The organism is Occallatibacter savannae (assembly GCF_003131205.1).
GTDB classification, from domain to species: Bacteria; Acidobacteriota; Terriglobia; order Terriglobales; family Acidobacteriaceae; genus Telmatobacter; species Telmatobacter savannae.
In genome coordinates this window covers 235,384-249,294 of record NZ_QFFY01000006.1, presented here as the reverse complement: position 1 = coordinate 249,294, position 13,911 = coordinate 235,384, and the positions used below count along the sequence as shown (strand labels likewise).

The following is a 13,911-nucleotide window of genomic DNA, read 5'->3' as shown; positions in this document are numbered from 1 at the left end:
GAAACGCAGCATTGTGTGCTCCCCCATCAGCTCAGAATTCCATTCCCCATGTTGAATGTGCAGCGACGATGGTTGCTTTCAGATCAAAATGCGGACGACCGAATGCCTCGCGCCTGGTTGACGGTATGCAACAAAGTGGGACTTCGAGTCGCCTAGGTTTCTCTGTTTCTTTCGGGATCCTTGCCTATCATCCGCGACAGAGCGTCCAGCGTTTCCGCGTAATGATGCTGGGATTCGGCTTTGACAGACCGTGCCATTTGCTGGATGGAGCCAGCAAGTTGACCGATCTCCTCCGGATCCAGCCGGTCCACGAAATTCACCTCGCAGGAAACGGACTTGAACTGAGCGGGCAGTGGCACGAACTGATGTTTCTTCTCACTCCTGATCTTCTCGTAGGCCGCAGAAAACGAATCGTGAATGAAGATTCGCATCCCCTTACATCCGCAGCTTTCCGCGGAGACCGCTCGAACCACAGACGTTCCGCCAAACATGGATCGGACGACGGTCGAGTTTCTCACGAAAGCCGTATTGGTCCCACCTGCGTCAAAGGTTCCATAACCGAGCCCCATACGAATCGGGATGTGCGCTCGAAGAAACTCCTGCATAAGCGATACTGCAAAATCTGCGCAAGCCGGAGTTGTATAGAACACCCCAAAGGCACAGTCAGAAAAAACCATCGCGTGGTTCGGTTGTTCCGCCGAGATTCTCGAGTCGACGATGCGATGAAAAACCGCAAGACGTTGTGCGGCCTCGTTCCGCGGCCAGGTCGTCGGATCGGAGGACGGGTGAGGTGCTGCCATGAAATACTGCGGGTTTTCTTCTACTAACGCCGCAAAGCCGAGCAGATCGAGATACACGACGGCTCGGTACGGGCTCTCCATTACATTCTCTTCCATGCATGTCATTGTAGGTCTGAGGAAGAGATACACACAGGCGTGATCCTGTTCGATGCGTGCTTCCTAGAATTCGCATCATCGATTCCCACAGGCCCAGTAAGTAGTCTCGCAACGGCAAGATTGTAGCGCCGCTGGGTGTCGCCTGACCAAAAAGGTTCGTTGCGGTGTTGGAAAACATTCATCCGATTGTCCCAGAATGCACATCGCGCAATTGGCCGCATGGCAGGATTCTTCGAAAGAAGAAAAGCTGCGTACCAGGCTGTTGTTGAAGAAGCCGGGTGGCAGAGCTGCTACCGGGATCGTGAAGAAATTTGGAAAAGAAGAAAAAACGGTGTACCAGGCTTTTGTCTCACTTCTCGTAGGCGAGCATTCCGGTTTACCTGACCTCCGATGAGATCGCAAACTACAAATCTGCGAACTTCTATATGGACCTTCCACAGTCGAAGACGCCGATCACCGGTCACATCGATGTGGTGCAAGTGAGAAACGGCTTCATTCATTTGCTGGACTACAAACCGCAGGCCGCGACTGTTGAGCCAGTGAACCAGTTGCTTGTCTACGCTCTGGCATTGGCGCCTCGCACGAGCCTTCCCCTGAAACTGTTCAAATGCGCATGGTTCGATGAACGCGACTATTTCGAGTTCTTCCCGCTTCAGGCAGTGCACACATTCAAGCCTTCTTGCGGTCCGACACGGAAATGCGGCACACAAGTCGCACACCCGGCCAGCGTTTTACGGCGTTCTTAAGAACGAATCGGGAAAGGAAGACTGACGAGGGTTCAGCAACCCAGCTCCCTGATACCTAGCTCGTTCTGAGCCCGGAGATTTGCGTTCTCAAAACTAAAGATCGAAGACGAGACCTTCGGACCTGGCGTGAAAGCCAGGAACTCCGTTTCGACCGCTAACTGATCACCGGCCAGCGGAAGGGTGCTGGTTTGACAGCTACTGCAGCACCTATGAAACTGCTGTTCAGGATCAGTTTTCGCTCTCTTTTCGCATCTTTTGTAGCATCTGAGAATCTACAACTTTTGGAATTACGCCATAAAATGGCCGTTCGGCCAAGTTATGGCCATCTCGACAGACCCTTCCAGAATCCGACACGAATGCACATTGGAATTACCTCTTATCCCACCTAGGGCCTCTCCGGCTCTGCAAATCGAGGTCTCGACGCGTGCTGCCTGAGTGCCCTCCTAGCCCAGATCCAGGGTCTCCGATTCTGGTCTATACCCCACCTGATTCCTCAATGCGCCAATCGTTGTGAAGGTCGTCGTCGGAGGCTCCGCCAGAACGAAGTCCGGAGATAACCTCCCTGTCCCGCTGCTTCACCACGATAATGCGACCTGTCTGCCAATCGATTTCTACGTATTCCACACTGTGGAGATGAACTGCAGTCGCAAACCGCTTGTACTCTGGAAACAGCCGTAACGCCTTCATCCTTGCAGCCAAAGCACACGCCGAGGAAAGAATTAGCGACACACCGAGCTTTCTCTCGAACTCGAACTCGATGGCATACATATTGGGGGCTGAAGAAACATCGATATCAGGCGTCATTGCGCTGCTCCTTCTGAGAGCAGTGGCAACTCAAGTCCCTCAATCTCCTCGAGACTCCTGCCTGCGATGCCCTGCAGATCGCCATAGAGCATTGCAGTGGATTCGATTGCTCCTTGTATTTGGCACTCGCGCTTTGCCCATATGCGAGCCATCGATCTTCTCTCGCTGGCAAGATCTTCCTCCATTGCGGTGAATTTCTCGACGATCGATTGCACATGCATCCGAAAACGTGGACCGGTCAGGTAGGAGTACATCACTTCCATTTTGGTCTGTCTGCCTTCGTTCGCCTGACGCGCATTGGCGATATCGATCAACGACCGGCGCAGCGCGATGGCGACTGGAATCGCACAACGTGGATCGACGACCCAAACCCCATCGACCAGATCAAACGATTCCACCTCCTTGGGTAGGGCTCTCGAGACCAGGATGGCTATATCTGCCTTCGCAGATCTTTGGTCGTTTCGCAGTTTCGCCAGCCAGCCATCACTCCAGTTCCTTGTCCTCTTCGATTCCCAGAGCATTGATCCACAGATCTGGCCGGAAGAGCTGTGCACGTGCTGAAGGATGTCACCGCCAAACTGGCCTTTCGGTACCGGATCGATCTGATCCAGGGGAAACTTCTGAGCAAGCAGGCACTCGAGCTCAAGCTCCTGCACTTCGCCCTGCAGCTGCTGCGAGCCCTGCTCGGCTTTCTGTTTAAGGATCTCGATTTGGCGTTGGAGACCGGCAATCGTTTCCTCTCGTTCCGTCACCTTAAGGTTCAGCTCCGCTTCGACGTCTCGCCTGGCCTTCTCGCGGACGCTGCCGAGTGAAGTCTGTACACGTTGTTCCACGGTGAGATCTAGTTCCCGCCTGGCATCGTCCAGCTCGCGTTCCTTCCGCAGCAGCTCCGCCTGCGCCTTTTGAGCCTCGGCCAGTTTCTCGTCCTTTGCGGCGATGACCTGTTCAAGATCTGCGAGACCGCGCGACTTCGCCTCGAGCTCATCGGAGACGAGCAAGCGCGCTCTCTTCCCTTCTTCGGCTGCGATCGTCTGGCGCTCTCTCCGGATACCCTGCTCGATCGCCGCATCGACCTGTGCTCGTGCCTTGGCTACGTCCTGCTCCTGCTTCTGCAACACCGCTTCACGTGCGGATACTTCGGTGTCTTTCTCAGCAAGTTTCTTTTCGTACTCTTGCTTGATCGCCGCGACCACGGGTGCGGCCAGCGATTCAGTGAGCTTGATCTCGGTGTGACAAGAGGGACACACGATGACTGGTTCGACCATGAAGACGTCCTTTCGTGGGAACAGATGAGCTTATAAAACGACGATTAGCTACGCTGTGACGGAAACTACGGAATGAGGATGAATCGAAACAGGCGGTTTCCGATGACCGGGAGCAATCGCGAGCAGAGCCTCTACCCGCTCAGCAGCTTCTGTTTGCAGATGCGGCAGCAGGTGCGCATAACGATCCAGAGTGAACGCCACGGTCGTGTGCCCCAACTGCTCCGAAATCACTTTCGCCGGCACGTGGGCTGCAAGAGCCAGACTAGCTGCGGTGTGACGAAGGTCGTACAGGCGGATCCGAGGCAAGCCTGCTTGCGCGAGTATTCGCTTGAGCTCTCTGCCCAGGTAATCACTATTGAGCGGCTGGCCAGAGAGCGTTTGGAAAATCTGGCAGGATCCTGGGTCAGCACCGGAAACGGTTGGGACAGTTTCCTGGCGCTTCGCCCGAAGGAGTTGCAAGACCCAGTTGTGCAACTTCACTTGGCGGCGACTGGCCGGCCGTTTGGTTCCCTGGAATTGCCATCCCTTTCCCTTCACAAGCGCCCTTTCAATCGTGACCGTTTGCCGGAGCCAGTCGATGTCGGCATATCGAAGCGCAACAAGTTCGCTCGGACGAAGACCGGAAGTAAGCGCTAGAGCAAACACCGCACCATAGCGGGTCTCTAGCGCCGCCCTGAGGAAGCGCCTTGCCTCATCGACCGTCAGAACCCGGGGAATCTTTCGCTCGATTTTTGGAAGGGCAAGCCCGTTGGCAGGATTCTGTGCGAGCTGGCCCCATCGAACCGCCTGTTCGAGAGCGGCATGAAGGACGGAGTGCGTGTACTGGATGGTGCGGGGCGAAAGCTTGCGATCGAGCATGCTCTGATACGTCGCCTGGATCTCGAGTGGTTTTAGATCCTGTAGCGTGTGACCTCCGAGGCTTGGCCGGATGTACCGGGCAAGAAGCGCCGCATAATCCGCATAGCTCTTGGCACGCAGTCTCGGTCGGGCGGCAAGATGGAGCCAACGATCGAGGTACTCATTCAGCGTCATCTCGCCACCCACCAATTCCCTGTCTCGGAGCGTGCGAGGAGCTCGGTCGATAGGAACTGCTGCGCCCTCCGCTGCGGACCTGTGACAGTGCGATTGAGGTAGCGGCGCCGGCCGGTAGCTTGATCGCGGCCGAGCGAGACGCGGACAAGCCAGCGATTTGTGCCCCGAGGGATGATCTGGCCAAGCTTCCTCGCCACGTAGGGTCTCCTTTCTCGCACACTGCAGACACACACTTTTGCCGAAAATACTGCGATTTTCAGCGGGGTCTGCCCGACGGGAAATCAGTCAGACATTGAGCTTCGACAGAATCCCCGAAGAGCGGGCTCGCTACCTGAATCTAGCCGAACAACTGGAAGCTTGCGCAGCGTTCGCGCGAATCAAACTAGATCAACTAATTGTCTTGAGCCGCCTGGGAAAGCGAATGTTTTCTTTCCTACTCACGGTATACCGGGCTCGATTCGAAAAAGTAGGAGTCTTTTCAATAAAACTTCCTCAATCTTGCATTCGCATCGGTATACCAGAGGTGTGAGACCCAAACGTCACGCTACATCGCTGACCAAAATCTCGGAACGCCTCTACCTGGGGGATTCGAATGATGCTGAGAGTTTAGCGATGGAAAATGTGCACGGCATCCGAACGGTGCTTACGCTTTGCGAGGAGCCAGTACATCAATCAGCAAATTCAGTCCGATATATCCACCTGCCGGTACGTGATGCCCGTCCTATCGCGACCTCTTTTCTCAACGCGATTCTAAGCGCCATCGAAGACAGTTTGCGGGAAGGGCCGTTGCTGGTCCACTGCAGCGCTGGCATATCGCGCTCTCCCGCCGTGGTCGCAGCGTTTCTCGATCGAACGGGCTTCATGACCTTCAAATCAGCTTTAGACTTTCTTGAGCAGCTTCGTCCGGCGGTAAATCCGTCGGCCGTTCTGGTTGAGAGCATTGCATCAGAGCTGAACACTCACAACTAGGAGGGGAAAACGCAATGGACGTGAGGGATAACCAGGGCCAACTCGTAGGGCAACTCCAACATCTGTGCGACAACCAAGGCAACACCGTTGACTCGAACACTACTTACTATGCAGGTAGACCTGTCGTGCAGGTCATCACCACGCGTGACAACCAGGGTCGTGTCGAGACCAGAACAATTTTAGGTGGAAAGATAGTACCTTAGTCTCTGCTTCGGCACCCAGCCGATGCCTTCGCCTGTTGATGTGCGCACCACACAGAACGCGAGGCGACGCGTCGAGCGTAACGAATAGCTCGACGCGACACCTGTCCACTTGACTAGAGCACCGACTCTTCGCCATCATCTCGCAATTCGTAATTGATCGGCCTCACTGACCCATCTTCTTGCATTTCGATGATGGGAGGAACGACCTCGGACGTTTCCCCCGGAAGTACTGTGAACGACATTTTCACCGATTCATCGCCGCCATTCTCTACCTCGAGCCCTAAAAGATCACCAAGGCACTTCAGAAACGTCAGGCGGCTGCGTGGAGAGCGAAGAGTGTGTCCCAGTCGATCAGTGGTGCGACGAGCGGCTTGCGAAATGGTTCCATCGTGCGGATCCGACTCAGAGCGATGGTTCAGCTCTTCCTTCAACCCGAAAAATTCTGCGTGGTCGATTACGAGCCTGTCCGCAGTCGAGCGAGGGATCTTGCTCTGTTCGAGCCAAGCACTCCAGCGGCCGTTGCGACCAAGTTTGCAAAGCTGCTGCTTCTTGCGATGGAGAAGATCACCGAGCACTGCTTCGCGCTTCATGATCTCCGCCTGAAGAGTGGCCATCTCGCGCCGGTAGCCCTGGCGAATCGACCACTGTTGGATGATCTCACCCGCCAGATATTCATCTTGTCCGGGCGCCCAGAAGTGGCACATCATACGTAGAAAAGCGCGGTAGCTGTCTGTCATTTCATATTCCATTCTCTAAACCTTTCGTAATTTAATTGCAATGGTTAGGGCATTAAGCCCTCCAGTTGTGGTTTGGGTAGCGTGGAACTTTGTTTTCTGCAGAGCGCTACGCAGTTATCTAGATTCAGCTGCGGGCTACGAGCCACTTCCAACTTCCGAAGCGTGCCAGTGAGGCTTGAGACGGACACGCCGCTTACGGATCGGTATCCATTCAAATGGAAAGGTGCCCCGCTCTATCAGCAGATATTCAAAGTCGACAAGCAGGTAGCCATTGCCGATGTATCTGCCTCTCAACCAATTCTTAACCTCGATCAAAGCCCCAATTGGAAAACTGAAGGCATCGAGGAGCCTCACCGTCCCATCTGGCTCTCTCATCAGAGGGCGATCGAAGTCATAGTCGCCACGTGCCAACCGATGGATAATTTGCTCGAGTTCGGGCTCAAGCACTTCGTTCTTCGAAAACGGATCTTTCATCTATAGCCTCTTCACTTTCTAAGCGCTCAAGCGCTTTAAGCATTGCGTTCCACGTCTCGATAGCCTCGGGCTTTTTCGTGGGCACAAAGCGGTTGGGGAAGCGGATAACCTCCACCTCAGTGGGAATCAAACAGCCGATCACATCCATGGAGGCACGACTCATTGCTTCCAACAAAGAATCGGTCACCTGCTGTTCCTCCTCTACGGGCGCAACCGCAAAGATTGCGTCGTGAAGTGGGGCACAAACCGGCACCTTCAGATCAGCTGCGTAGGTCATGGCTAGCCTAAGCATTTCCGCGCCGTGAGCCTGCATTGGGAAATTTTGGAGCGAATTCGTTATACTTTTCACTCGTCCCTCTTCGTTTAAATGAGCCTCTCGCTCTTTCCTTGAGAGCAGCTGCTGCGTCCACCCGAAGCGTGTTGAGATGCGGCGGGTGGCGAGAGCCTCGCTCGTGACCCCCGTGATCCAATTCCAGAAGCGCTTGAAGAGGCGACGGTGAATCCGAAGCAATGCCCTAGCCTCGTCGAGAGTCATACCCTCTTCAGCGGCAATCGTATATGCAGTTTTCCCGTAGAGGACCCCAAGCGCGACCGCCTTCAGACGATTGCGAATCACGGTGTGCTGCTTTGCTATATTTGGGTCAGTCGCCCAATACGGAGAGTTTTCAGGTTTTTTGGTCGCATCGGCTGGGAGCAGGTTCGCGAGATGTCCAAAGGCAACATAAGGATCGCCTTTGGATAACATCTCTTGCATAATGCGGTCGCCTGACAAGAATGCGGCTATCCAAATTTCCTGCGATGCCCAGTCAATCTGAATCAGAACTTCATTCTCGCGGGGCTTCACGAGGTGCCTGAAAGCCGGCGACCCACCTTGAATTACGAACTGCGACGAACTCGGCGAGCAGCGTGAGGTCACCGTGCCGTAATCCCAGAAATGAACTCTGCTCCGACCATCAGATCCAACCGGAAACTTCAAACCAAGCTTCGTGCTGTTGCGCATGCAAAGGTATGCATGCAGTGAGGCCAACTCAGGATGCACGTTTGCCATTGCGCGAAGTGTCTTCTCATCTCGTTTCGGCAGCCGCTTCGCGCCACCACCCTTCTTTTTACTGCCTCGGGTGTGTGGCCACTTCTCGATCCAACCAAGTCGATCGAGGAATTCCTTCCAGAGTGATGGCGCTATATCCGCTGATCCTTCATGGAAGATTGGGAAATCTTGTTTGACTTGGTTAGTAAGCGCAGCACTTACGCCCGACCATCGGCGATTCAAGCGCTCCAGCAAATCAACATCCAACGGGATACCGATCATCCGTGCCCACGAAAAGCCCCGTGCGCTCGAACCGCGGAAGACCGCTGCGCGCAGGTCAGGAATTTCACGCCACATCGCTTCAGCGAGTGCTGCAGTCTCACGAACATCCATTTCGCAGTAGTGGAGAATCCGTTGCTGCTCCTCGGCAGTGTACGGGTGTGCGCGAAGAATCAGGTCACGCATCTCCTGCTTGTAGTCCTCCGACTCGAGGTGAATCCCGTAACGGCTTGCTGCGGCAAGGAGACCGAATGCCTTCTTCGATTTCATTTCCTGTAGCCGGTAGGCTTCGTTGTTCAGGTGCCGATATTCAATAAACAGATCAAGAATACGACGAGGCATCTGCCAGCCCAACTGCAGAAAGCTCATCAACTCGGCCTGAGCCGCATATGCAATGAACAGGGTCGAGTTGTCGAGTGGGATTGGGCAATGTGGCCTTTCACCGGGTTGAACCCAAACATGAATGGTCTGGTTTGTTATAGGGTTATGAAGCACGACACAGACGGGAACTGGACAGTTCCCATCGGCGCCGTAGAATTCGGAGTCCGCGATCCAAATGTGCAGGATGTCTGCTCCGAGGTTGTTGAGTTGGATGAGTAGATCGCTTGCCCACGACGTGAACGATCTACCGGAGCAGACGCTTGATCGTGGGATTGTCGGAAGACGAAATTACAAACGCGTCACCGAATACTTGGGCGAGAATGCCATCCGCGCCGAACATCGACTTGTTCGGCCACTCGATCTGGAACTCGATCGAGGTCGACGTATGCGCCTTGCGAACTTTGCCCGCATTATAACGGCGTGTCCACATCTTCTTGGCCGTTTCGACCACTTGCATATCGCTGACTGACCAATTATCGAAAGAATCGCGAATCGGCCAGAGACCATACTCGCCGTCCTGGTTCGCGAAAAGATAGAGTCGCATCTCCTTCACGAACTTATGAAGACTCGGCTGGTTCTTCGCCCAGCCACGCATCATGGGTGTGAGCAGGTGGTAGCTCTTACCGTAACCGTCTTCGCGGCTAACGACCAGCAGTGGTGCAGTCAGGGTGTGTTGCGGGTTTGTTGAAACCCTGACGAATTCTTCATCGGACGGAGTCCGGAGTTCGATTGCCAGGTCATCAATGGAGCGCGACGACGAATCCGAAGGCGAGAAGTTCGCAGCCGAGAAGACGTCCTCAGTCGCTATCTGAGTCGATATCTGAGGAGCATCGAACGCGCCCACGGCACCCGTGGCAGGCAGAGTCGGAATACCGGGAGCACTAGCGATCTTTGAGGTCGCGTTTGTGCCAGTGACTTTCGGTTCCGACTCCTGTGCACCAAACTGGCTTACGATTGCGGAGTCGGGAGCATAGCTCTCGGTCGCTAGGGGTATCGAGGCTGAGATTGTATCTTCGAGTTCGACTTCAGAGTAGAGTAGATCATCGTGTATATTCATTTATTTTTCCTCTAGTAAGTTAGGGTTGATAGTGATGCTATTGTGGCGTGACAGACCGTTCGTACGCGCGATGCGACTGACGGTGGACAGTGCCACTCCGAGTCGCGAGGCGATGGTTTGGAAACTGTCGTCAGGATGATTGCGGATGTATTCCGCAATCAGGGCGTGTGTTTCATTTACTTCTGGTTCTTCAGTCATGAGACCTCTTCGGTGGATGGCTTCTTGGAACCCCAGTTTGCTGAGGTGCTCAACGCTCCCACATTCAGAGGAATTGATATTCGGGAAATGTTTAGACTTTCGATTTAGCTTATGAAGAAGCAGGTCAGGATGCTTGCAGGGCAGACCCGCTGGATCTGAGAAATGGCCGTCTGCGGTGATCGTCACCTGCTTTAGGCTGGGAACGTCGTCGAGAACGTGAGTCCCAAAATGCCAGTTTTTTAGGGAAAAGTGAAGATTTCCCATTAAATTAGGGAAAACCTCTAAGCGCATGGCTCGAAGCAATTTAGGCTATGCACTCACCCTGCAATATAAATACAAAAACAAAGGCAAGAACAAAAGAGAAGCTTAATATTTGTGAGAACCCTCTGGTCTTGTTGGCGCATAGCTTGAATCCGCGTGCTCGTTTATAAATGAGACTGCAGCAGATGCATGCCACAGTACCTTCGCAGCTCACTCATTGGTGGTGCGCGGAGAGCTCCGATCCAGACTTCCAGTTTCGGAAACTTGATATCTAAGCTGAAGCAAGTCATAGTCGCAACACCAGAGGGCGCCCCCCCAAAGCAACGGATCACTTTGCTCGCAATGAATTTGGATCAAACCGCAACTAGTGAGCACTCTTCGTCGATCTGCATCAGAGGGCCCGGTTCCTTCGAGGTCTAGCTGGACAACAAACCCCTTACAGTGCGTAGCCGGCTTTAGGTTAGCCAGCCTTACGAGAAGGCAATAGAACCGATATAGGAAATCTGCTGCTGCAGAGACGGCGCGAGAATCTAAAAGGGAAAATCTGAGTCATCGATCTCCGATTCCCTGGGTGGGTCGAGCTCTGAGGGAATTATCTCCTGGAATCTAAAATACACACGACCATCGAAGATTTCAGCTCCGTAATGCTTAACCGCCCTCCGGAGCTGTCTCACAACAACCTCTGTCGTTACCGCTCTCCGTGTGTGTTGATGAGCATCATAGGCAGCTTCGATCAGAGTCACTATCTCTTCTTCGTGAATGGAGCCTGTAGCTTCCATGGTGTGCTTGCAAAGCAGCATCAAGTACCAGTCCCGAGGGTCGCGTTTGCGTAACCCTCGACGAGCAAAATAGTCTCGCAGCTTCCTCATGTGCTTACACGATGCATCCAAGAACCTGAATTGACGTTGGAATTCAAGCTCCCGATTCAGCACTTCAGATCGAAAATCGTCATTGTGCACAACTTTGCGAATCTCTTTCTCAAGATCTTCATAGCGCTTCAGAACATGATCAAGAGCCTCTTTGATTGCACTCGCATCTTCCTGATCATCATCAGCCAGGACACCACTCTTCCGAGTAAACACATAGACGAGATCAATCAAATATGAAGAGTCGCACCTCTCAGTCAGGGACTTCCACGCGTCTCTTCGATTTTTATCACCTGCTACCTGCTCCGCAAATGCGGGTAACCAGGGAATCGCAGCCAGGCTATAACCGCCCCAATGATCTTTCAAGGGAGGACACCCATCTGAGGGCTTATAACTGTCGAGAATGCTAGTCCGAATCTGCTCTTCCTGAGATCCGCTCTTTGGACCAATCCGTGCCTTGTCTTGGCTCATAAGCTCCCTTTTCCAGCCCCGGCAAACGTCTTATGCAGCCCCTTCTGAAACCTCGTACGTACAGCCCAAACATTTCGACGGCCAGCAGCCCTTTGGACTAACTTCGCATGCCCGAGTGAGGTCAGTTTTCCGAAGCGAACTGGACACAAGTCTACATCTAGGCGCACCACCCATTGAGGAATTGCGCCGTGCACGTCGAGTTGATTGCAGCTGGAAAGTCCGGGCTCGTGCGCCCAATAACTCAGAAGCTCAAAGAAGTCAAGGACAGAAAGGTCGGTCAATGACGTGTGTTTGCTGTCATTGAAATGACTGAAGACTTGAGAGCAAGATCCAAACAGATTTGAGGGGAGCGAATGGTCCACCGCAAGTTTGAGCGGGACTGACTTCACCCGCTCATGCCAAGCACTGCGTGCTTGGCGAACAGCCCGGCTGGATTCTCCGGCCCAGCCGGGCTCACATCTTAAAGTGGGGCCATAGGCCAATAGAGAATCAGAGGTCGGAAAGAGCGACTCCTCTTAGATTGAAGTTACCACAGGGAGGATTCTAATGGATAGAGGGAGACGGCGGCAGGACCAACGCACCAGAACTAAGACGGCCGAAAAGCGTGCACTCCTAGATCGTGCGAAGCATGAAGCTGGTCATGCCGTCTTCGCACTGATGATTGACGTTGAGTTCAGGGACGTAACGATCGTTCCTTACCTGCCCATCTATCCGATGCACATGATCGGCTCCGAGGCGCCGGTGATTCGTACGGCTCTCGGTGGGCTCCGCCACAACATAGGAACTGTGAACTACGCAAATGATTGGGATTGGGCGTGTCTTTCCATGGCGGGTCTGGCTGGGGAACGCATCGACTGGAAGAGCAGCGGAACGTTTACAGGTAGAGACTTGTTTGGAGGCTCCTATGACGATTGGTACACCGCCAGAGAGGAAGTCAGAAAGTTCTCCACTCCGGGCGCTGTCGACAAGTGGATCAACCGAGTGCTAGCTGACGCCTGGGATCGGCTCCTGTTAGAGAAGGCTTGGCACACACGCTTGGTGAATCTTCTTTTGAAGAAAGGCACCGTCGAGTATGGTGAGGTCGCCGATCTTTGTTCCCCAAAATGGGCAGCATGATGGCGATAACCGGATGAAGGAGATACCAATGCTGACAATCATGGAAGAGAACGATGGCCCGATCACATTAGCGACCGAATCCTACGCTCATGCCACCGTACACCTCAACATTGCAGAAGACGCAACCCTGATTCAGATGTGCTTCTTGGGAGCGAGATCACAACGGCGGTCATGCGCGCAGCGAGATGCTAGAGATCTTCTCCGCAACAAGCGGCTCACCGCGATCAGATAAACCTGGCTGTCAAAACCAGCCCCAAAACGCAAAGGAGGAACAAGATGGAAATCATGTTGAAAGACGTCACTATCGATCTCGATAACGGTCTCGAAGCAAAGCGCTTCCTGGTCCGCTGCATGCGACGGACGAGCAAGTACCGCCCGGGCTCGTACGGAATTCTCGACTTGCTTACTAACACCTTCGTCATGCGCCACAGCATCAGTCGCGATGCCGCTAAGCAAGCTCTGAATTCTTGCACGGTCGCTCATTACAACCACTGGGCTCGCGCAGTGGACAACCTGCTGAAAAGGCAGGCGTCCAGAGGTTACTGATTCTCTGAAAGCCATACTGCGCGAGTGCAACGGCTGTTAGCTGCCGGACGTTGAGTACCTGCAGAGCACGGGTCACTACCGTTCGGGACGCATTGCCGCCGCCCTGGTAATCGCCGGACTGCGCATTTGATCGGTCGATCAATTGTCAGAGATTGCAAAACGTTATGACTAAGCGGAGACGCTGGGAAGGAGACAGATCATGGGAGTCGAAAGGAAAGGTGACGGGGGAGCATGCCTCCCTGAATTACTGAAGGCAACACTTAGATTTGATGCGCACACGATCAATGAGGCCTTGAACGCGGCCCTCGCTGCAAGCCTCTTGTGCGAGCAGTGCACATCTATGTTGCACACGAGGGACTCGGCCAAACAGAGTGACTTTTGTTCCGGCTGTCAGGCGGTCATTGGGGCCCAACTTGGGCTGATTGTAGAGCGCCGGCTCCAGCGATACCTCGCCCAGAACGGAATGCCACCCGACGCCGTAAAGCTGACTTCCGGTACATAGTAGCTTAGTGCCGATGCTGGGAGTCTACGGGCCAAGGCAACTGCAGCATTTCAATCGAAGGCCACATTACTGTAAAGAGCC

15 protein-coding genes are annotated in these 13,911 nt (G+C 53.9%); 4 read left to right on the top strand and 11 right to left on the bottom strand.

Annotated features, from left to right (window positions below; genetic code table 11):
- Positions 1 to 152: 152 nt before the first annotated feature.
- Complete coding sequence (locus DHV10_RS21795; RefSeq protein ID WP_204101498.1) at positions 153 to 857, bottom strand: hypothetical protein; 705 nt, start codon at positions 855 to 857, stop codon at positions 153 to 155.
- Between the two features lie 235 nt (positions 858 to 1,092).
- Between DHV10_RS21795 and DHV10_RS21790 the strand changes: the two genes are divergently transcribed.
- Positions 1,093 to 1,290 (top strand): hypothetical protein, encoded by a 198-nt coding sequence (locus DHV10_RS21790; RefSeq protein WP_109488530.1) that lies wholly within the window; start codon positions 1,093 to 1,095, stop codon positions 1,288 to 1,290.
- An 826-nt stretch (positions 1,291 to 2,116) separates the two neighbouring features.
- On the opposite strand, the gene DHV10_RS21780 is transcribed toward DHV10_RS21790, so the two are convergent.
- Genes DHV10_RS21780 through DHV10_RS21765 form a run of 4 tightly spaced genes read right to left on the bottom strand, consistent with a single transcriptional unit; the run spans position 2,117 to position 4,940 of the window.
- Positions 2,117 to 2,446 carry a hypothetical protein gene (locus DHV10_RS21780; protein WP_109488528.1) on the bottom strand — a complete coding sequence of 110 codons (330 nt, stop codon included), beginning with the start codon at positions 2,444 to 2,446 and terminating at the stop codon, positions 2,117 to 2,119.
- Positions 2,443 to 3,711, bottom strand: coding sequence for a DUF2130 domain-containing protein (locus tag DHV10_RS21775; RefSeq protein ID WP_109488527.1), 1,269 nt, complete (start codon positions 3,709 to 3,711; stop codon positions 2,443 to 2,445). Before DHV10_RS21775 ends, DHV10_RS21780 begins: the two co-directional genes overlap by 4 nt.
- A 48-nt stretch (positions 3,712 to 3,759) precedes the next feature.
- Positions 3,760 to 4,743: a tyrosine-type recombinase/integrase gene (locus DHV10_RS21770; RefSeq protein WP_109488526.1), complete on the bottom strand. Its 984-nt coding sequence runs from the start codon at positions 4,741 to 4,743 to the stop codon at positions 3,760 to 3,762.
- Positions 4,740 to 4,940, bottom strand: a complete 201-nt coding sequence (locus DHV10_RS21765) for a hypothetical protein (RefSeq protein ID WP_109488525.1) — start codon at positions 4,938 to 4,940, stop codon at positions 4,740 to 4,742. Before DHV10_RS21765 ends, DHV10_RS21770 begins: the two co-directional genes overlap by 4 nt.
- 328 nt (positions 4,941 to 5,268) lie before the next feature.
- On the opposite strand from DHV10_RS21765, the gene DHV10_RS21760 reads away from it, so the two are divergent.
- The gene (locus tag DHV10_RS21760; protein ID WP_275425935.1) at positions 5,269 to 5,712 is read left to right on the top strand and encodes a dual specificity protein phosphatase family protein; all 444 of its coding nucleotides are present in this window, start codon (positions 5,269 to 5,271) and stop codon (positions 5,710 to 5,712) included.
- Between the two features lie 316 nt (positions 5,713 to 6,028).
- On the opposite strand, the gene DHV10_RS21750 is transcribed toward DHV10_RS21760, so the two are convergent.
- The 6 genes from DHV10_RS21750 to DHV10_RS21725 all read right to left on the bottom strand — a co-directional run bounded on the left by DHV10_RS21750 (position 6,029) and on the right by DHV10_RS21725 (position 11,666).
- Positions 6,029 to 6,652, bottom strand: a complete 624-nt coding sequence (locus DHV10_RS21750) for a hypothetical protein (RefSeq protein ID WP_162601762.1) — start codon at positions 6,650 to 6,652, stop codon at positions 6,029 to 6,031.
- A gap of 135 nt (positions 6,653 to 6,787) precedes the next feature.
- Complete coding sequence (locus DHV10_RS21745) at positions 6,788 to 7,126, bottom strand: hypothetical protein (RefSeq protein ID WP_109488521.1); 339 nt, start codon at positions 7,124 to 7,126, stop codon at positions 6,788 to 6,790.
- Positions 7,092 to 8,801, bottom strand: a complete 1,710-nt coding sequence (locus tag DHV10_RS21740; RefSeq protein WP_109488520.1) for a DNA polymerase — start codon at positions 8,799 to 8,801, stop codon at positions 7,092 to 7,094. The genes DHV10_RS21745 and DHV10_RS21740 overlap by 35 nt, the downstream gene beginning before the upstream one ends.
- A 256-nt stretch (positions 8,802 to 9,057) precedes the next feature.
- Positions 9,058 to 9,870 carry a hypothetical protein gene (locus DHV10_RS21735; RefSeq protein ID WP_109488519.1) on the bottom strand — a complete coding sequence of 271 codons (813 nt, stop codon included), beginning with the start codon at positions 9,868 to 9,870 and terminating at the stop codon, positions 9,058 to 9,060.
- Complete coding sequence (locus DHV10_RS21730; RefSeq protein WP_109488518.1) at positions 9,871 to 10,359, bottom strand: hypothetical protein; 489 nt, start codon at positions 10,357 to 10,359, stop codon at positions 9,871 to 9,873.
- Between the two features lie 500 nt (positions 10,360 to 10,859).
- Complete coding sequence (locus DHV10_RS21725; protein ID WP_109488517.1) at positions 10,860 to 11,666, bottom strand: hypothetical protein; 807 nt, start codon at positions 11,664 to 11,666, stop codon at positions 10,860 to 10,862.
- A gap of 546 nt (positions 11,667 to 12,212) precedes the next feature.
- Here DHV10_RS21725 and DHV10_RS21720 point away from each other — a divergent pair.
- Both DHV10_RS21720 and DHV10_RS21710 read left to right on the top strand, forming a co-directional pair.
- Complete coding sequence (locus DHV10_RS21720) at positions 12,213 to 12,782, top strand: hypothetical protein (RefSeq protein ID WP_109488516.1); 570 nt, start codon at positions 12,213 to 12,215, stop codon at positions 12,780 to 12,782.
- A 276-nt stretch (positions 12,783 to 13,058) separates the two neighbouring features.
- The gene (locus DHV10_RS21710) at positions 13,059 to 13,328 is read left to right on the top strand and encodes a hypothetical protein (protein ID WP_109488514.1); all 270 of its coding nucleotides are present in this window, start codon (positions 13,059 to 13,061) and stop codon (positions 13,326 to 13,328) included.
- Positions 13,329 to 13,911 lie beyond the last annotated feature (583 nt).